The organism is Sphingomonas sp. P2_B6 (assembly GCF_056404755.1).
The window spans coordinates 69442-88283 of record NZ_JBFUDK010000017.1 but is presented as its reverse complement, the minus strand read 5'-3'; the positions used below and the strand labels follow the sequence as shown (position 1 = coordinate 88283).

Annotated in this window: 18 protein-coding genes; 9 read left to right on the top strand and 9 right to left on the bottom strand. The window is 66.8% G+C overall.

The features are described 5' to 3' along the window. Positions 1 to 11: 11 nt before the first annotated feature. Positions 12 to 929, top strand: coding sequence for a LysR family transcriptional regulator (locus AC1DX5_RS20245; RefSeq protein WP_478017083.1), 918 nt, complete (start codon positions 12 to 14; stop codon positions 927 to 929). On the opposite strand, the gene AC1DX5_RS20240 is transcribed toward AC1DX5_RS20245, so the two are convergent. The 5 genes from AC1DX5_RS20240 to AC1DX5_RS20220 all read right to left on the bottom strand — a co-directional run bounded on the left by AC1DX5_RS20240 (position 910) and on the right by AC1DX5_RS20220 (position 6238). Further along, on the bottom strand, positions 910 to 2217 hold the full coding sequence (locus tag AC1DX5_RS20240) for a sensor histidine kinase (RefSeq protein ID WP_478017081.1): 1308 nt from the start codon (positions 2215 to 2217) through the stop codon (positions 910 to 912). The genes AC1DX5_RS20245 and AC1DX5_RS20240 overlap by 20 nt on opposite strands. A 38-nt stretch (positions 2218 to 2255) precedes the next feature. Continuing rightward, a complete protein-coding gene (locus AC1DX5_RS20235) occupies positions 2256 to 2975 on the bottom strand; it encodes a response regulator (RefSeq protein ID WP_465173881.1) in 720 nt (239 codons plus the stop codon). A 90-nt stretch (positions 2976 to 3065) separates the two neighbouring features. Continuing rightward, positions 3066 to 3794: a hypothetical protein gene (locus AC1DX5_RS20230; RefSeq protein WP_478017065.1), complete on the bottom strand. Its 729-nt coding sequence runs from the start codon at positions 3792 to 3794 to the stop codon at positions 3066 to 3068. 144 nt (positions 3795 to 3938) lie between these two features. After that, positions 3939 to 4715 carry a thioesterase family protein gene (locus AC1DX5_RS20225; protein ID WP_478017064.1) on the bottom strand — a complete coding sequence of 259 codons (777 nt, stop codon included), beginning with the start codon at positions 4713 to 4715 and terminating at the stop codon, positions 3939 to 3941. Beyond that, positions 4712 to 6238, bottom strand: a complete 1527-nt coding sequence (locus tag AC1DX5_RS20220) for a class I adenylate-forming enzyme family protein (RefSeq protein ID WP_478017062.1) — start codon at positions 6236 to 6238, stop codon at positions 4712 to 4714. Before AC1DX5_RS20220 ends, AC1DX5_RS20225 begins: the two co-directional genes overlap by 4 nt. Before the next feature lie 67 nt (positions 6239 to 6305). Between AC1DX5_RS20220 and AC1DX5_RS20215 the strand changes: the two genes are divergently transcribed. The 3 genes from AC1DX5_RS20215 (at position 6306) to AC1DX5_RS20205 (ending at position 7833) form a co-directional block, all read left to right on the top strand. Next, complete coding sequence (locus AC1DX5_RS20215) at positions 6306 to 6920, top strand: glutathione S-transferase family protein (protein WP_465172231.1); 615 nt, start codon at positions 6306 to 6308, stop codon at positions 6918 to 6920. Positions 6921 to 7015: 95 nt separating this feature from the next. Next, positions 7016 to 7501: a hypothetical protein gene (locus AC1DX5_RS20210; protein ID WP_465172232.1), complete on the top strand. Its 486-nt coding sequence runs from the start codon at positions 7016 to 7018 to the stop codon at positions 7499 to 7501. Further along, complete coding sequence (locus tag AC1DX5_RS20205; RefSeq protein WP_465175956.1) at positions 7501 to 7833, top strand: hypothetical protein; 333 nt, start codon at positions 7501 to 7503, stop codon at positions 7831 to 7833. Before AC1DX5_RS20210 ends, AC1DX5_RS20205 begins: the two co-directional genes overlap by 1 nt. A 44-nt stretch (positions 7834 to 7877) precedes the next feature. Here the strand turns inward: AC1DX5_RS20205 and AC1DX5_RS20200 are convergent, their stop codons facing one another. Beyond that, positions 7878 to 9101, bottom strand: coding sequence for a TCR/Tet family MFS transporter (locus tag AC1DX5_RS20200; RefSeq protein WP_478017060.1), 1224 nt, complete (start codon positions 9099 to 9101; stop codon positions 7878 to 7880). A gap of 299 nt (positions 9102 to 9400) precedes the next feature. Between AC1DX5_RS20200 and AC1DX5_RS20195 the strand changes: the two genes are divergently transcribed. From AC1DX5_RS20195 to AC1DX5_RS20185, 3 genes are all read left to right on the top strand, one after another. Beyond that, positions 9401 to 10618 (top strand): acyl-CoA dehydrogenase family protein, encoded by a 1218-nt coding sequence (locus AC1DX5_RS20195; RefSeq protein ID WP_465172235.1) that lies wholly within the window; start codon positions 9401 to 9403, stop codon positions 10616 to 10618. A 40-nt stretch (positions 10619 to 10658) separates the two neighbouring features. Next, positions 10659 to 11726 carry an acyl-CoA dehydrogenase family protein gene (locus tag AC1DX5_RS20190; protein WP_465173882.1) on the top strand — a complete coding sequence of 356 codons (1068 nt, stop codon included), beginning with the start codon at positions 10659 to 10661 and terminating at the stop codon, positions 11724 to 11726. A gap of 266 nt (positions 11727 to 11992) precedes the next feature. Continuing rightward, positions 11993 to 14749, top strand: a complete 2757-nt coding sequence (locus tag AC1DX5_RS20185) for a TonB-dependent receptor (RefSeq protein WP_478017056.1) — start codon at positions 11993 to 11995, stop codon at positions 14747 to 14749. 112 nt (positions 14750 to 14861) lie between these two features. Here AC1DX5_RS20185 and AC1DX5_RS20180 read toward each other — a convergent pair whose 3' ends face one another. The 3 genes from AC1DX5_RS20180 to AC1DX5_RS20170 all read right to left on the bottom strand — a co-directional run bounded on the left by AC1DX5_RS20180 (position 14862) and on the right by AC1DX5_RS20170 (position 16100). Further along, positions 14862 to 15128 carry a hypothetical protein gene (locus AC1DX5_RS20180; protein ID WP_465175958.1) on the bottom strand — a complete coding sequence of 89 codons (267 nt, stop codon included), beginning with the start codon at positions 15126 to 15128 and terminating at the stop codon, positions 14862 to 14864. Between the two features lie 68 nt (positions 15129 to 15196). Further along, positions 15197 to 15700 carry an SRPBCC family protein gene (locus AC1DX5_RS20175; RefSeq protein WP_478017052.1) on the bottom strand — a complete coding sequence of 168 codons (504 nt, stop codon included), beginning with the start codon at positions 15698 to 15700 and terminating at the stop codon, positions 15197 to 15199. Then, positions 15684 to 16100 (bottom strand): ArsR/SmtB family transcription factor, encoded by a 417-nt coding sequence (locus tag AC1DX5_RS20170; protein ID WP_478017049.1) that lies wholly within the window; start codon positions 16098 to 16100, stop codon positions 15684 to 15686. The genes AC1DX5_RS20175 and AC1DX5_RS20170 overlap by 17 nt, the downstream gene beginning before the upstream one ends. An 84-nt stretch (positions 16101 to 16184) precedes the next feature. On the opposite strand from AC1DX5_RS20170, the gene AC1DX5_RS20165 reads away from it, so the two are divergent. Then, entirely contained in the window at positions 16185 to 18524 is a 2340-nt protein-coding gene (locus AC1DX5_RS20165; protein ID WP_478017046.1) for a ribonuclease R family protein, read from the top strand. Continuing rightward, entirely contained in the window at positions 18521 to 18823 is a 303-nt protein-coding gene (locus AC1DX5_RS20160) for a hypothetical protein (protein ID WP_478017044.1), read from the top strand. The genes AC1DX5_RS20165 and AC1DX5_RS20160 overlap by 4 nt, the downstream gene beginning before the upstream one ends. Positions 18824 to 18842: the final 19 nt, after the last annotated feature.

Genomic DNA, 18842 nt, shown 5'->3' with positions numbered 1-18842 from the left:
CGCGCATCCAGATGGAACGATCGGGCGAGATGGAGGTGTTCGCGCGGGTCGTCGCCGAGGGCGGCTTCTCCGCAGCGGCGCGCACGCTCGACCTGACGCCGTCGGCGGTGAGCAAGCTGATCGCCCGGCTGGAGGAGCGGCTCGGCGCGCGGCTGCTGGTGCGCACGACGCGTGCGCTGAGCCTCACCGACGAGGGCGAGGCCTATCACCGCGCGGCGATGCGCATCCTGCAGGAGCTGAACGATGCCGACCAGGAGGCATCGGGCGGGGCGGTGCGCGGCAGGCTGCGGGTCAGCGCCTCGCTGCCGTTCGGGACGATGTTCGTCGCGCCGGCGGTCGCGACCTTCCTGGCGAAGCACCCCCAGGTAGTGGTCGATCTCAACCTGACCGACGATGTGGTCGACCTGCTGGCGGAGCGCACCGATGTGGCGATCCGCATGGGCAATCTGCCCGACTCCGGGCTGATGGCGCGCAAGCTCGGCGAGAGCCGCCGGATGATCTCCGCGTCCCCCGCCTATCTCGCGCGGCACGGCACGCCCGAGCACCCGCGGGATCTGGCGCGGCATGATTGCCTGACGTTCAATTTCCGCCGACCGCGCACGACCTGGCCGTTCCGCTGCGACGAAGGGATCATCGACCAGCCGGTGACCGGCAGCCTGCAACTCAACAATGGCGAGACGATGCGGCAGATGGCGCTGGCCGGCGTCGGTATCGCCCGGATCGGGCTGTTCCATGTCGCGGAGATGATCGCGGCGGGTCGGCTGGTCGCGCTGCTCGAAGAGTTTAATCCGGGCGATATGGAAGTGGTCAGCGCGGTCTATGTCGGCGGCGGCATCCTGCCGCACCGGGTGCGGGTGTTCATCGATCACCTCGTCGAGGAGTTGCGGGACGTGCCGCTGCTTGCGCCCGTCAGCGCCGGGGCAGGGTGATCGTCGCGTCAAGCCCGCCTTCCGGGCGGTTGACCAGCGTGATGTCGCCGCCCGCCTCGCGCACGATGGCGCGGGCCAGCGCGAGGCCGAGTCCGATGCCCCCCGTCTCCTTGTTGCGCGACGTCTCGAGCCGGGTGAAGGCGTCGAACACGTCGCCGAGATGTTCGGGCGGAATGCCCGGGCCCCGATCGGCGACCACGATCGAGACCTCGCGGTCGCCGGGCACGACCCGAACTTCGGCTGATACGCCATATTTGACCGCATTCTCGATCAGATTGCGCACCGCGCGCCGGATCAGCGAGGGGCGCAGCCGCATCCTCAGGCGGTCGGCTTCCTCGAAGGTCACGTCATGGTCGAGATCGCGGAAATCCTCGACCACGGCATCGACCAGGGCGGCCAGATCGACCTCGGTGAGCGCTTCGCTCGGCCGCCCGAGGCGGGCGAGCGACAGGATGTCGTCGAGGGTGCGGTTCATCTCCTCGATCGTGTCGGCCATCTTCAGCCGGTCGGTATCGTCCTCGACGGATTCGATGCGCACGCGCAGCGCGGCGAGCGGGGTGCGCAGATCATGCCCGATCGCGCCGAGCATCCGGTCCTTCTCGTCGAGCATCGCCGAAACGCGCAGGCGCAGCGCGTTGAACGCGGCGATCACGTCGCGCAGATCCTGCGGGCCGCGTTCTTCGACCGGCACATCGACTTCGCCTGGCATGAAATTGCGGGCGGCGGCGGCGAGGCTGCGCAGCGGTTGCGAGATGCGCCGGCCGATCCACAGCACCGGAATCAGCATGATCGCGTACAGCACCAGCGTCTGCCAGATCAGCCGCCAGACCAGAAAGGCTTCGGCGCGGGGCCATGGCGCGCTGAGCACGAGCCAGCCCTTGCCGGGCTGTTCGACCGCGATGACCAGCTCGCCGCCCATCTTGACCATGCGTTCCGAAAAACGCGGACCCCAGCGGCGCGATCGGCGATCGCCCTTGTGAATCGCGCGGACTTCAGTTTCGATCCGCCCGACCTTCAGCCCGGCTTCGGCCAGTTCTGTGCGCAATCCCTGCTCGACGATCGGCTGATGCTCGCCGGCCGGGTTGACGGGCGAGAGGTCGGCCTTGCGCACGCCGCGACGGCTACCGTCGAAGGGACCGCCACGATTGCTGCGCTCGACCGCATCGACGATGCGGGCGACCGCGGGGCCGGTGGCCTGATCGTAGCGGGAGGCGCGCCGGTCCTGCAGCTGGATCGCGAAGTTGATCGCCTGCGCCACGAACAGCGCGATCGCGATCAGCAGCACCATCTGCCCGGAAAGATTGCGCGGCCACAGCCGGATATGCCTCACAGGCGGGTGACTTCGGCGGCGAGCGTGTAGCCGCCGCCCCAGACCGTCTTGATCAGATCGGGATTCTTCGGATCGGTCTCGATCTTGCGGCGCAGGCGGCTGACCTGATTGTCGATCGCGCGGTCGAACGCGGCGGCCTCGCGGCCCTGAGTCAGGTCGAGCAGCTGGTCGCGCGTCAGCACCTGGCGCGGGCGAGTCACCAGCGCGTGGAGCAGATTATATTCGCCGGTCGAGAGCGGCACCGACACGCCTTCGCGGTCTACCAGGGCGCGCTCGCCCGATTTCAGCACCCAGCCGGAAAAGGCGAAGGAGCCGGTGTCGGGCGCGTGCTGGCGCGTGCCGCCGGCGGCGGCGCGGCGCAGGATCACCTTGACCCGGGCGGCCAGTTCGCGCGGCGAGAAGGGCTTCACGACATAATCGTCGGCGCCCATTTCCAGCCCGACGATCCGGTCGGTCTCCTCGCTGCGCGCGGTGAGCAGGATGACGGGGGTCTCGCTCGTCTCGCGGATATGGCGGCAGAGGCTCAATCCGTCCTCGCCCGGCATCATGATGTCGAGGATGACCAGATCGATCGCATAGGCCGTAAGGCGCGTGCGCGCTGCCTCGGCATCGCCCGTCTGAGTCACGCGAAAGCCCTGCTTGGTCAGATATTGCGCGAGCGGCTCGCGGATCGAGCGCTCGTCATCGACCAGCAGCAGGTGTGGCGTTTCTCCCATGATGTCGGCGTCTAGCATGATCGGTCGCCTTTGGAACATGCCGGGCGGGCAAGGGGGAAAACCCGCCCGGCAGCCAGGCCAGTCGGGGAATTACTGGCCGGCGTCTGGTTTGGGCGCGTCGGCACCCGGAGGGGGAGGCGTGCCCGGGCCGCCGGGGCGATGCCATCCATGGCCACGCATCCTGCCCATGTGCTGCTTCATGCTGTCGCGCGCCGATTCCATCTCGGCCTTGTCGATGAAGCCGTCATGATTGGCATCGGTCTTCGCGAACCGCGCTTCGGCCTGGGCGATTGCCTCGGCATGGCTGATCCTGCCGTCATGGTCGGTGTCCAGACGGGCCATCATCCCGCCATGACCGCCATGGCCGCCCATCATGCCGGGGGCCCCCGGAGCGCCGGGCGGCGGCATCATGCCGCCGCCCCGCCCGCCCCGGCCTTCGCGCAGGCGCTCGCCCATCGCCTTCATTTCGTCGGGCGAGATCTTGCCGTCGCCATTGGCGTCGAGCTTCGCGAAGCGCGCGGCGGCCTGGGCCGAAAATTCCGCTTTGGTGATCTTGCCGTCCTTGTCCGTGTCGGTGCCCGCCACCAGCCGGCCGCGGCCGGGCAGTTCGTCGCCCGAGATCACGCCATCGCCATTGGCGTCGAGACGGGCGAAGCGCTGATCCGATCGCGCCATGAATTCGGCGCGCGAGATGGTGCCGTCCCCGTTGGTGTCCATTTTGCCGGCGTCGGCGCGCATGGCGCCGCCATTCTGCCCCGCGAACGCGGCACCGCTGATGGCAGTGCCCGCCAGAGCGAGGGCGAGAAGATAGTTACGCATACCTTGTTCCTTCGAGTGATTGCCCGGTCCCGCCGGCTATGATCGGGGTTTTCGCTCAAGGGTGTCGCGCGGCTATGTCAGCGAAGCGCGAAAGTGTCGCAATTTGTCGCAGCTTTAATTCCTCCCCGTGCCGGGGAGGAAAAATCACGCGAAGATCGCGACGCTCTGCATGCCCTGGGCGATTGGCTGGCCGTCGGCGTTCCAGATCGTCATCGCCTGGCTCGAACAGCCGTTGCGCGCATAATCCGACTGCGCCGAGAGCAGCCACCAGCCATCGGTGGTCGCGGGTGCCGGGGTGAGCAGGTTCACGATCCAGGTCAGCGAGCTGATCGGGGCGGGCTGCTTGCCGAGCAGCTTGAATGCGGCGGGCGGCAGGGCGTCGGCGACGGCGAGCACATGGACCATCGGATCGAGCCCGTCGACTGCGCGCAACCGGGCCCAGCGCAGCCATTCCGCGTCGCCCGTCGCCTCTTCCTTCAGGTCGAGGAAGTTGAAGTTGCCGGTGAAGAACTCGTCGGGCCCGGTATAGAGCGTCGCATCAGGCGCGGGCGGGCGCCTGGCGCTTTGCAGCCGGCCATCGAGATCGATCCGCGAGGGCTGGTCCGACATGAAGACGAAGGTCGCGCGGAAGCCGAGGCCGGCGTCCGACACGATATCGGCCTGAATGAAAGCGGCGTTACGGCCGCGGCGGAGCCTGGTCGCGGTGACGCTCACCGCGCCCGAGAGCGGGCCGATAAAGGCGATCTGGGCTGAGCGAAGCGGGGGCAGATCCGGCTCGATGCCCTGCGCCGCGTGAAGCGCGAGCGCGCTGGACAGGCCGCCATAGCTGGTCCGGCCCTGCAGCCAGTCGGCCGGGATGCTGGTGCGGAATCCACCCTCGATCGGCGTGCCGGCGGCGAGGATGTCGGCGATCGGGGTCACAGCGTCTTCTCCGCCAGGCGATCGCGCAGCGCGCGTTTCAGCACCTTGCCGATCGCGCTGCGCGGCAGTTCGTCGATGGCGTGGAGCGCGGACAGGCGCTGGGTCTTGCCGAGCCGGGCATTGGTCCAGGCGAGGATCTCGGCAGTGCCGGCATCCACGCCGGTATGCGGCACATAGAAGCCGACCGGCGTTTCGCCCCAGGCGTCGGACGGCATGCCGATCACGCTGCAATCGGCGACGGCGGGGTGTTGTGCCAGCACGGCTTCGAGATCGGTCGGATAGATGTTGAAGCCGCCCGAGATGATCAGGTCCTTCTTGCGATCGAGCAAGGTCAGGAAGCCGTCCGCGTCGAAGCGGCCGACATCGCCGTGGCGGATATAGCGCCGCCCCTCGGCGTCGAACCATTCGGCCGAGCGCGTCGCGTCGGAGCGGCCGTGATAGCCGGTCATCATCGCCGGCGAGCGGCCGACGACTTCGCCCATCTCCCCCTGCGGCACTTCCCTGCCGTCGTCGTCGATCAGGCGGATGTCATGATCCTCGATCGGTTTGCCGACGGTGTGGAGTTTGTCGGGATATTGGTTCGCGACCAGCAGGCAGGTGCCGCCGCCTTCGGTCATGCCGTAATATTCGACCAGCAGCCCCGGCCAGCGGGCGATGACATCGGCCTTGAGCGCAGCGGAGAAGGGTGCGCTGGTGCAGGTCTTCAGCCGGAAGGACGACAGGTCGAAACCGCCGAAATCGGGCAGCGCCATGATCCGCTGATACTGGACGGGCACGAGCATGGCGTGAGTCGCCCGATTGGCCTGGGCAAGCTCGAGAAAGCCGCGTGCGTCGAATTTCTTCATCAGCACCGCGGTGCCGCCCCAGCCGAGCGTCGGCAGGAAACTGACCAATGTCGTGTTGGAATAGAGCGGCGTCGCGATCATCGTCACCGCCTCGCCGAAACCGGCCGAGGCGTTGCGATGGATATGCGCCCAGCGCATCGCGTGGCTCTGCACGATGCCCTTGGGCGTGCCGGTGGTACCGGAGGAATAGATGATGTTGAAGCCGTCTTCGGGCGCGATGGCGACCGGGGAGGGGCTTGAACCCTCGGGAGCGAGCCAGTCTTCAAACGAAGGGAAGTGAACGACCTTTGCCGTGATGTCCCGGCCCGCCAGCGCTGCGGCGGCCTCGTCGTCGACAAATACGATCGGCGCCCCGCAATCGGCGATCATCGCGGCGAGCGATTCCGGCGTGGAAGACGGGGCGAGTGGCGCGGCGACGCAACCGGCCCGGAGCGCGCCGAGAAAGACCGCGCCATACTCGATGCGCGAAGCCGCGACGATCGCCACCGCCTGGCCCTGCGCCACGCCGTCGCGCTGCAACGCCGCGGCGACCCGGTCCATCAGCGCGTCGAGCGTCGCATAGTCGATGCTGCCCTCGATCGCGGCAAGGGCGGTCTTGCCGCCCTGCTCGGTCGCATGCGCTCGGATCAGGTCGGGCAGGGTCGCGAAATCGCTCGCGAGCATATCAGCGGCTGTCATGAGACGCCGCTATGCGAGGCGCGCCGCAAATGCCATACGCAATCTTCGAAAAATATGGGGGATGCCGATGCTGTTCTACGACGCGGTGAATCCGGCGCCCAATCCGCGCCGGGTGCGCATCTATCTCGCCGAAAAGGGACTGAGCGTGCCGAGCGAGACCCTGTCGATCGTCGCGGGGGAGCATAAGGGGCCGGATTTCCTCGCGGTGAATCCGCTGGGGCAAATCCCCGCGCTGAAGCTCGACAATGGCGACGTGCTGACGGAAAGCGTGTCGATCTGCCGCCTGTTCGAGGCGATGCACCCCGAACCGCCGATGTTCGGCGAGGGGCCGCAGGGCATGGCCGAGGTCGATATGTGGACCCGCCGCGCCGAGCTGCGCCTGATGGTGCCACTGTCGATGGTGTGGGCGCATTGCCATCCCTTCACCGCACGCGTGGTGAAGCCGCAATATACCGAGTTCGGCGAGAGCCAGCGGCCGCGCGTGACCGGCGCGATGCGCGAGTTCGACCGCGCGCTGGCGGACCGGGACTATCTGGACGGGAAAAGCTATTCGATGGCGGATATCGTGCTGTTGTCGGTGGTCGACTTCGCCGGCTTTGTCGGGATCGCGATCCCTGAGGATCAGGCGAATCTCCGCGCCTGGCATGAGCGCGTTTCCGCCCGACCAAGCGCCCGGGCGTGAGCGGGCGGATTGCAACCTGACCGGCTGTAGCTGTCATCGACAGCCCGGGTGCCGCGCCATAAGGTCGCGCTCCGGCACATTCGGGGAGGTGCTAAATGGCTCAGGGTCGCCGACGTTTTGCCAGCATCGTGGCGAGCCTGGCCGCGCTGTCGCTCGGCGCCTGTACCGTGACCCTGATGGCGCCCTATGACAGCCAGACGGAGCAGATGGTCTCGGCGTTGCAGAGCAGCTTTTCGGCCGAGCGCCAGGCTCTGCTCTACAGCTATGGCACGCCCGATTGCGTCTATTCGCGCCAGACCGGTTTCTACCGCAAGGCGCACGCCGATATCGAGGACCTGCGTGTCCATGTCGGCGTGTTCGCGCAGAACAGCCAGACCATCCAGATGGTCGGCCTGCTCGAGGACAGCCTCAGCGCGCTGGAGGCGGAGCATAAGCGGCGCGAGCAGACGCGGCAGGGCACCGAGCAGTGCATGAGCGCGCAAATCCTCGAGCCCGACTTCAATGGCCTCGCGCAGTCGACCGGCGCGATCCTGATGCTGGAAAAGGCCAAGCAGCGCGGCATGGCACCGGGAGGAAATTGATGGCGCAGATCGACGTAGGGGCGCTGACCGGAGAGATCGGCAATGCGATGGCAGCGGTGCTGGTCGGGGGCGGCAAGACCGCCGCGATCTATGCGAAGAACGAAGCCGAGAAGATCGCCATCTCGATCCGCCAGATCGGCGAGCTCTACGCGTCGGGCATCATTGACGCGGAAGAGGCGCGGCTGAAGCTCGACATCCAGAAGAATACCTCGCGGACCATGTTGCTGGCGGTGAAGGGGATCGGCATCCTCGCGGCGGAGCAGGCGATCAACGCGGGGGTGAGCGTGGTACGCGATACGGTCAACAAGGCGCTGGGCTTCGCGCTGCTATAGGGCGCGATCAGACCTCCTCCCGAACAGTGGGGAATTTGATTTTTTCAGATCGCGGTTTTCGCTTCCGGCAGCGGCACGCGATCCAGCACTTTCCACATGAGGATGCCGAGCGACAGGAAGGAGAGGATTGCGGCCAGCAGGAACGCCGCGCCCGGGAAGCCATGGTCGACCCCGGTCGCCAGCGCCTGAGTGAGCAGCAGCGGCCCGAGGATCGACGAGACGCTGCCCATGCTGCCGATGCCGCCCTGCAGCGCGCCCTGGTGCGAGGCGTCCACCATGCGTGAGAGCAGGCCGTTCATCGCGGGGAAGATCAGGCCGGACAGGGCGCCGACCAGAAACAGGACATAAGCCTGCCAGCTCTGCGTGATGAAGGCGAAGGCGAGAAAGGCGATGCCTGCCGAGAGCAGGCCGACGACAAGGGCTCGCCGTTCGCCGATGCGGGCGATGATCTTGCCGGTCAGCCCGCCTTGCACCAGCGCCATGACCAGCCCGACGAAAGCGAGCGACCAGCCGATTGCCTTGGCGTCCCAGTCGAAGCGGATCGCGGCCCAGAAAGCCCAGGTCGAGGGATAGACCATGTGCGCGAGTTGCCACACGAACCAGGCCGCAAGCAGAGGCGCCGCGTTGCCGGCATGGAACAGCGGGCGGAACGCGCCGACGACATGGGCATCGCGCAGCCTGAACGGACGGCGATTCTCCAGCGCGAGCGTCTCGGGCATGGCGAGGATCATCACCAGGGCGTTGCCGAGCGCCAGGATCGCGGCGGCGACGAACGGGGCGCGTGGGCCGAAATCGGCGAGCAGTCCGCCGATAGCCGGCCCGATGATGAAGCCGATGCCGAACGCTGCGCCGATCAGCCCGAATACGCCGCTGCGCTTTTCGGGTGGGGTGACGTCAGCCAGCACCGAGCTGGCCGGGCTGTAGACCGCGCCCGCGACGCCGGCGATGGCGCGGCCGAGGAACAGCCAGGCGAGCGTCGGGGCCCAGGCCATCAGCGCGTAATCCATGCCGAAGGCGAGCATCGAGGCGATGAGCACGGGACGCCGGCCGAAGCGGTCGCTGAGATTGCCCAGCACTGGCCCGGCGAAGAACTGCGTCACCGCGAACACCACCAGCATATAGCCGGCGATCCGCGTCGCCTGTTCGAGGTCGACATGGCCGATGCTGGTGATGAGGTGCGGGAAGACCGGCATGACGATGCCGAAACCGATCGTGTCGATCAGTACGGCCGCAAGGACGATGGGCACGGCACGATGTTCGAAGCGCATTCACTCCCCTCCGGATCGCTCGCGTCCCACAATTTTCCTGACGCGCGGGCGCCGGCGGAACATTCACCGAACATGCACAAGGTCGCACGGCGGGGCAAGGGGGCAGGGGGGCATCAATTGTCTCCAAAAACCGCTGTTTTTCGGGCCATTTTGGATTAATCGCGCGCCCTTGTCGCGCGGTTCCGCCCAACGCGCCGAGGAGGTCGGAGGCACGCACCTGGGCGCTTTGCTTGCCCTGCGATCTGTGCCACATGCTCGGCCATACCCGATATTCAGATTCGGTCCCGAAGGAGAGCATTATGGCCAGCGCCGCCGAAACCGACGTCGCCGTCACCCCGATCGACGCGTTCCGCCAGGAGACGCGCGCCTGGCTGGAGGCGCATTTCTCGCCCTCGCTGAAGGGCAAGGAGAATCTGATGGCGGTGGTCGAGGGGCCGACCAGCCTGTCGGACGAGGAGGCCGCCTGGAAAAAGGCGTTCGGCGAGAAGGGCTGGGGCGTGCCGACCTGGCCCGCGCAATATGGCGGCGGCGGGCTCGATCGGGCGCAGGCGCGCGTGCTGGGCGAGGAAATGGCGCGGATCGGCGCGTGGAACCCGATCGGCGGCATGGGCGTGATGATGTTCGGCCCGACCCTGCTCGAATATGGCAGCGAGGAGCAGAAGCTGGAGCATATCCCGGCGATCGCGAAAGGCGAGGTGCGGTGGTGCCAAGGCTATTCGGAGCCGGGCGCGGGATCGGACCTGGCCAGCCTGCAGATGTTCGCCGAGGACAGGGGAGACCATTATCTCGTCAACGGCCAGAAGACCTGGACCTCGGGCGGGCAATGGGCCGACAAATGCTTCGCGCTGGTGCGCACCGACAAATCGAAGAAGCATGAAGGCATCAGCTTCCTGGTGATCGACATGACCTCGCCGGGCGTCGAGGTGAAGCCGATCAAGATGATCTCGGGCGCGTCGCCCTTTTGCGAGACCTTCTTCACCGACGTGAAAGTGCCCAAGGGCAATCTGGTCGGCCGCGAGGGCGAGGGCTGGACGATCGGCAAGCGGCTGCTCCAGCACGAACGGCAGAATCTGTCGGGCGGCGGCACGGTCGGGCGCCTGTTCGCCGGCAAGACGATGGGTACGCTCGCCAAGGAATATCGCGGGACGGACGAGCAGGGCCGGATCGGCGACAGCGACCTGCGCATGCGCATCGTGCGGCACGAGATGGACAGCCGCGCCTTCGCGCTGACGCTTCGCCGCGCCGCGCTCGAGGCGAAATCGAACCAGGGGCCGTCGGCCACGACCTCGATCATGAAGAATGTCGGCGCGCGCATCACCCAGGACCGCGCCGAGCTGTCGATCGAGATCATGGGCATGAACGGGCTGGGCTGGGAAGGTGAAGGCTTTACCGAGGCCGAGCTGGGCCAGACCCGCACCTGGCTGTGGGGCAAGGCCGTGTCGATCTATGGCGGATCGGCCGAGATCCAGAACAATGTGATCGCAAAGCGCATTCTCGGGATGCTCGACCACCAATGATCGTCGGTACCGGACCGAAATAGTTTCAAGGGGCAGGATGATGGCGGCACTCAACGACGAACAGACGATGCTGCGCGACATGGCGCGCGAATGGGCGGACAATGAGGCGCCCGTCTCCGCCTTCCGCAGGATGCGCGATGCGGCGCCGGCGGAGGGCTATGATGCCGCCGCCTGGGCCGAGATGGGCCAGATGGGCTGGGCGGGCATCGTCGTGCCCGAAGCCTTTGGCGGATCGGACTTCGGCTATCTCTCGCTCGGGCTGGTGCTCGAGCAGCTCGGGCGCAACCTGGCCGCGTCCCCGCTGGCGTCGACCGCGGCCGCCGCCACTGCGATCGTGCTGGGCGGGTCGGACGCGGCGAAATCGGCCTGGCTGCCGAAGATCGCGGCGGGCGAGGTCGTTGCGACGCTGGCGGTGGACGAAGGGCCGATCCACGACCCGGCGGCGATCGCGACCAGCGTGTCCGACGGCAGGATCAGCGGCACCAAGCAGTTCGTGGCGGAAGGCGACAGCGCCGGCCTGTTCGTCGTCGCGGCGGTGGACGGGCTCTATCTGGTGCCGGACGGCGCGGGCGTATCGCGTGCCACGCGCAAGATGGTGGATTCGCGCAGCCATGCGCAGGTCACCTTCGATGGCGCCCCCGCGGAGAGACTGGGCGGGACCGACCTGACCGCAAAGGTGATCGACCGCGCCACCGCGGCGGTCTGCGCCGAGATGCTCGGCATGGCGGAACAGGCCTTTGCGACGACCAACGACTATCTCAAGACGCGCGTGCAGTTCGGCCAGCCGCTCTCGACCTTCCAGGCGCTGCAGCATCGCATGGCGAAGATGTTCACCGAGCTGGAGCTGACGCGATCGGCGGTGGAAGGCGCGCTGGAGGCGATCGACGCGAACCGCTCGGACGTCGACCAGGCCGTAACGCTCGCCAAGGCCGTGGCGGGCGATACGCTCAACCTGGTCAGCCGCGAGCTGATCCAGATGCACGGCGGCATCGGCATGACCGACGAGCATGACGCCGGCTTCTACCTGAAGCGCGCGCGTGTGCTGGAAACCCTGTGGGGCAACGCCGCCTGGCACCGCGAACGCTTCGCGAGACTCAACGGCTACTGACGCCCTCGCGCGACCTGTCCCGGCAAAGACAGGCGCCGTCCCCCCGGGGACGGCGCCTTTTCTTGGGCCGCGGGAATGCGGAGATATAGCCATTTCGAATATAGGTTCTGGCCGATCCGGGGCTTTCGCCCGGGGTTTGGCGCCGGATCGGGGCGGATCGGTACTGTTTCGAAACGCGTCTTTCACTTGACGTCGCGTCAATCTCGATATCAATTCGAGTTTACGGTACGGGATCATGGAGCATCCCGGCCGAAGGGGAGAGAGTGATGCTGAAGACGCACTATATGGCTGCATGTGCGCTGTCCGTCCTGGCGATCGGAACGGCGCCGCCGGCCTTCGCCCAGGTGGCCGACCAGGCTGCCCCATCCACCGACGCGACCGACCTGGCCGAGGACATCATCGTCATGGCGCAGGGCCGCTCCCAGATCCTGGCCGATGTGCCGCTCGCCATCTCCGCGGTGACGGCCGAGACGCTGCAGAATTCCGGCGCGAACGACATTCGCCAGCTCAACCAGGTCGCGCCCTCGCTGCTGGTGTCGTCCACCGGCAACGAAGCGAACGGATCGGCGCGCCTGCGCGGCATCGGCACCGTCGGCGACAATCCGGGGCTGGAAAGCTCGGTCGCTGTGTTCATCGACGGGGTCTATCGCTCGCGCTCCGGCGTCGGCCTCAACGAGCTGGGCGATATCGACCGGGTCGAGGTGCTGCGCGGCCCGCAGGGCACGCTGTTCGGCCGCAATGCCTCGGCCGGCCTCATCAGCATCTACAGCAAGCCGCCCGAATTCCGTTTCAGCGGCGGCGGCGAGGTGACCTATGGCAATTATGATTACTGGCGCGCCAGCGGCAATGTGAACGTGCCGCTGGGCGAGACCTTCGCGGCACGGCTCGACGGCGTCTATGTGAAGCGCGACGGCTTCTACAAGGACGTCACGAACAACAGGAAAATCAACGACCGCGACCGCTATTTCCTGCGCGGCCAGCTGATGTACCAGCCGAGCAGCGATCTCTCGATCCGCCTGATCGCCGATTACACCAAGCGCGACGAATCCTGCTGCGCCGCGGCCTATATCGACCAGACGGTCGCGCCGGCGAACCGCAACCTGCTGACCACGCAGAACCCGATCATCCCGGTGCTGATCGCGCTGGGCCAGCCGGTCGCGGCGTTCAGCAACCCCTATTCCCGCAACCTCAACATCAGCCCGGGCCGGGTCTATGGCGGCAAGACGCAGGACTGGGGCGTTTCGGGGCAGGTCGACTATAATCTCGGCCCGGCCAGGCTGACCTCGATCACGGCCTATCGCGACTATTACAACTACCAGGCGTCCGACACCGACTATAGCTATGTCGACCTGCTGTACCGCGCGCCGAGCGTGAATGCCGGACGGCGCGGGTTCAAGACCTTCTCGCAGGAGCTGCGGCTCCAGGGCGAGGCGTTCGACGGCAAGCTCGACTGGCTGATCGGCGGCTATTACGCGAACGAAGACCTCGAGGTTCGCGACAATCTGAAATTCGGATCGCAATATGGCCGTTTCGCCGCCTGCCGCATTCTCGTCAGCGGTGCGCTGGCCGGGCTTGCCAGCCCGTCCTCGGCGGGCTGTCTCAGCCCCGGCGGGCGGGCCGCGCTGCTCGGCGCCAATGGCGGCGCCGGCCAGTTCGGCGCGGCGACGCCGTTGTTCATCGGCGCGTTCGACCGGCTGGATTCAGTGGTGAATGTCGGCGACACGGTGTCCACCTACAAGCAGAACAGCGAGAATTACGCGGTCTTCACGCATAATATCTTCGAGATCACCGACGGGCTGAAGCTGACCATCGGCCTGCGCTACACGCATGAGACCAAGAAGCTCGACGCGACCTTCGGCAACAACAACAGCCTCTGCCCGGCCCAGCAATCCGCCCTCACCGGATTCCTCAGCAACGCCGCGCTTTCGGCGCTGGCCGGGGGGCTGATCAACCTGACCTGCCAGGGCAATTCCACCTCCGAGCTGAACGGCGTGTCGATCAACGACAAGCGCAGCGAGAACGAGCTGACCGGCACGGGCATCCTGTCATACAAGGTGACGCCGGACCTGCTGGCCTATGCGAGCTATTCGCGCGGCTACAAGGCAGGCGGCTTCAACCTCGACCGCTCGGCCCTGAAACCGCCGATCCTGGTCGCGAACGGCGTGCCGACGACGACCTTCGCGGCGGTCGGCGGCGCCCAGGCGCTGGTGCGCAACCTGGAATTCGACCCCGAGATCAACAATGCGTTCGAGATCGGCCTCAAATATTCGACGCCGAAATTCAACCTGAACATCGCTGCCTTCCACCAGGCGTTCAGGAATTTCCAGCTGAACACCTTCAACGGCAGCGTCTTTCTGGTCCAGAACGTCAACAGCTGCAAAACCGACCTTGCCGGCGCCGATCTCGACACGAGCGCGACGACCGGATCGTGCGCCGCGGGCGACGTGAAAGCGGGCGTGATCTCGCAGGGCGTCGAGCTGGAGGCGTCGATGGTGCCGATCCGCGATTTCCGGGTCAGCGCGGGCCTGACCTATTCCAACACCCATTATCGCAAGAACCTGATCGGCAACGATCGCGGCGCGCCGCTCGACCCGGCGCTGCGCCTGTTGCCGGGCGACAACCTGTCCAACGCGCCCGAGATCGTCGTGACCTCGTCCGTGGCGTGGACGCCGAAGCTCGGCGACAGCGGCCTGTCGGCGCTGTTCTATGTCGATGGGCGCCTGACCGGCGATTACAACACCGGCTCCGACCTGTTCCCGCAAAAGGAACAGGATGGCTATGGCGTGATGAACGCCCGTATCGGCCTGCGCGGCAAGGACGAGCGCTGGGCGATCGAGTTCTGGGCGCAGAACGTGACCAACACGCAATATACCCAGGTGGCGTTCAGCTCGCCCTTCCAGGCGGACGGGCCCGGGCCGGCGGGCGTGTTCCCGGCCGCGACCTATCCCGGCGCGACGCAGATCTTCTCGGCCTTCCTCGCCGAGCCGCGGACCTATGGCGTGACGCTGCGCGGCAAGTTCTGACGGGCGCGGCCTCGGCCGCGGCGTGACGGAGGCGCGGGGCGCGGATGACCTGAAGCCGGGCGGGGGGCGACCCCGCCCGGCTTTTTGTTTCGCGATTACGTAATTTACAAACCTAGCGAGGATAATCCGGGTCGCGTAATACGGGCACCCCGGCGTAAGCGCGCCGGATGTAGCATTTCATGCGTGGATCGGACTCCTTCATCGGTTTGTCCGCCAAGATCGCTAGCAATCTTACTGGGATTCTCGCGTTGGGATCGAACGGCAGCGGATCCGTTGAAGCTCGTATGTTGCAGCGTTTCGCCGCGTCGAGCATCCGCACTGCCGCCTTGGCGTCGGCGATCCCGATAAGGCGAGGGTCGTCCGTCGTCGCGAGCATCATTGTCAACGCCGCTAATATCACTCCGGCTTCTCCACTGGCCTGTGTTTCAAGATCTCACGCAGCACCCGCTACGCGCCTATGCTGGGAAGCAGTTCGTCGAGCTGATCCAGCTGCTCCGGCAATCCGGCCGCGGAGCCCTGCAGTGCTTCCTCGAGCGCTTCCCTGGACGGATAGATTTCGTGGAACTTCAGCAGCGTCTTCCCGCCCTGGTCCTCGAAGGTCACGGTCGTGATCGCGCCCTCTTCGCCCTCGTCGTTGGTCCAGACGATGCGCTCGTTCGGCACCACCTCGAGATACTTGCCGTAGAAGGCCATGGTGTCCGAACCGCCGGTGCCGAATTCCAGCCGATATTTGCCGCCCGTGCGCACGTCCATATTGCACGATACGAGCGAAACGCCGGATACCGATTTTGGCATCCACCAGCGCTGGAACAGCTCGGGCCGGCTCCACGCCTTGAAAACGATGCCCGGCGGCGCATCGAATGTCCGCGTTACGACGAGTTCGCGATCCCCTCTGCGCTCGACTGACGTGGGGTTCTGTGCACCACCTGCGCTGCTAGCTTGCTGATCCATCGCTTTCCTCCTGTTTCAGTTCACTGATGATGTCGTCCAATGCGTCGAAGCGATCCTCGAAGAGCTTGCGGTGCACCTCGATCCACTCCGCCTCCGCCGTGAGGCCGCGTTTCCCAAGCGTGCAGGTCCTCACGCGTCCAACCTTCTGCGTGACGACGAGCCCGGCCCGCTCGAGAATCTGGACGTGCTTCTTCACGCCGGTCAGCGTCATCTGGAACGTGTCCGCGAGACTGGTGATCGACGCGTCGCCTTGCCCGAGCTGATCGATGATCCCGCGACGGGTTGCATCGGACAGCGCCGCAAAGGAGAGATCGAGGGGAGGACTCGCATACTGAACCATATGGTTCAGTATGTAGCCTGCCCGTGCGGAAAGCGCAAGCGTCCCGACCTTTGCTGCCATGGGCCGGTCATTCCACGTCCTGACCGCCGTGGCAGCGTTCCGCGGGGGAGTGACGCAACGCCGCGCGCGGCCTATCTCTGGCCGATGCCCAAGCCAAAGCGTTCGCCCGGCCTTCCCACCCGCGAGCAGATCCTCGATTTCATCGCCTCCTCGGAGACCCCGGCCGGCAAGCGCGAGATCGCCCGCGCCTTCGGCCTGACCGCGCAGGAGAAGATCGGCCTGAAGGCACTGCTGAAGGACATGGCGGACGAGGGGCTGATCGACAGCGCGCCCGGCCGCGCTTTCCACAAGCTGGGCGGGCTGCCCAAGGTGACGGTGCTGCGCATCGCCGATGTCGATGACGGCGGCAATGTGTGGGCGGTGCCCGAACGCTGGGAGTCGGATGCGCCCGCGCCGCGCCTCAGGGTGCGCGAGCGCAAGCACGGCACCCTGGCCATTGGCGACCGCGTGCTGGCGCGCACCGAGGAAGCCGGCAATGGCTGGATCGCGCATCCGATGAAGCAGCTCGCGCGCGGCGAGGAGCTGGTGCTCGGCGTGCTGCATCAGGAAGGCGGCAAGCTCTGGCTGCAGGGCGTCGAGAAGAAGGAACGGCGCGAGTTCATGGTCTCCGATGCCGGCGGCGCTGAGCCCGGCGACCTGGTGCTGGCGGAAAAAGCCGGCCGTCCGCCGCGCATCACCGTGCGGGTGACCGAGCGGCTAGGCGATCCCTTCGCGCCGCGCAGCTTCTCGCTGATCGCGATCCACAAGCTCGGCATCCCCAATGTCTTCACGCCAGAGACGATCGAGGAGGCCGCGCGGGTCGCGCAGACGCCTCTGGGGGAGGGGCGCGAGGATTTGCGGGATTTGCCGATCGTCGCGATCGACCCGGCCGATGCGCGCGACCATGACGATGCCGTCTGGGCCGCGCCCGACGACGATCCCGCGAACGAGGGCGGGTGGAAGGCGATCGTCGCGATCGCCGATGTCAGCTTCTATGTCCGCCCCGGCTCCGAACTCGACCGCGAAGCGCGGCGGCGCGGCAACAGCGTCTATTTCCCCGACCGCGTCGTGCCGATGCTGCCGGAGGAATTGTCGGCCGACATGTGCTCGCTGAAGCAGGATGTCGATCGCGCGGCGCTGGCATGTCACTTGCGGATCGGGAAGGACGGAACGCTCAAGAGCTGGCGCTTCACGCGCGCCGTGGTGCGGATCGCGGCGAACATTGCCTATGAGGATGCGCAGGCGGCGATCGATGCTCATGAAGCGGCAAACCAACCCGTTCGTGTCGAGCGAAGTCGAGACACCATCGATGAGAATGACGGTCTCCCGCCCCAAGGCTTCTCGACTTCGCTCGAAGCGAACGGAGAGGGGGCAGGCCCCCTGGCAGCGAATGGCTTGCTGGAATCCGCCCTCCTCCCCCTCTGGGCCTGCTGGCGCGCCCTCAACAAGGCCCGCGAAAAACGCGACCCGCTCGATCTCGACCTGCCGGAACGCCGCGTCGTGCTCGACGAGAAGGGCCGCATCCTCTCGGTCGCGCCGCGCGAGCGGCTCGATGCGCACAAGCTGATCGAGGATTACATGATCGCCGCCAATGTCGCGGCGGCCAAGGCGCTGGAGGCGAAAAAGGCCCCGGTCATGTACCGCGACCATGAGCCGCCGAGCCGCGAGAAGCTGGTCGCGCTCAAGGAATATCTCAAGACCTTCGGCGTCGAGTTCGCGCTGGGCCAGGTGGTGCGGCCGGGCACCTTCAACCACATCCTCGACCGGATCGGCGAGGTGGATTTCCGCCCCCAGGTGATGGAACAGGTGCTGCGCACCCAGACCCAGGCCTATTACGGCCCGGAGAATCACGGCCATTTCGGGCTCGCGCTCGGCAGCTACGCGCATTTCACCTCGCCGATCCGACGCTATGCCGATCTGATCGTCCACCGCTCGCTGGTTGCTGCGTACAAGCTCGGCCCCGGCGGGCTGACCGAGGGCGAGGCGGCGTCGATGGAGAAGATCGGCGAGAGCATCTCGATGATGGAGCGCCGCGCGATGGAGGCGGAGCGCGACACGATCGACCGCTATGTCGCCGCCTTCCTCGCCGAGCGGGTGGGGCAGGTGCTTGACGTGCGGATCACCGGCGTGGCCAATTTCGGCTTCTTCGCGACGGTCGAGGGGATCGGCGGCGACGGGCTGATGCCGGTGCGTGACATTGGCGGCGAATATTTCCGCTATGACGAGACGGCGCGGCGCCTGATCGGCGACGAGACCGGCACTGAATATGCGAGCGGCCAGCGGCTTCAGCTCCGGCTGGCGGAGGCCAATCCGGTGTCGGGCGCGCTGCGCTTCGAGATGGTGGACGGGAAGGGCGCCCGGCCCGAGCGCGACGCGAAACCGCACCGCGTGATCAAGCGACGCGGCCGGCCGGCGAACATCCGCCACCAGGGGCGCAAGCGGTGAGCGAGCTTCCCGCGGCCGCCCGGCGCGTGCGCGGGCCGGTGGCGGGGCATTTCCTCGCGCAGCATGCGCTGTCGCCCGGGGAGGCGATCGCCTTCGTGCCGAAGGATCGCGTCGAGCGCTGGTGGTTCGACCGCTTCCGCCGCATCGGCGCGCTGCGCGAGGCGGCGCCGGGGCGCTGGTGGTTCGATCTGGTCGTCTATCACCGCGACGCGCAGGCATTCAGCCGGCGCTGGGTGCCGATCGCAATCGCGGTGCCGGTGGTGATCGCCGCCGTCGCGATGCTCTTCTATCGCGGCTGAAGCCGTGGCATGATCGCCG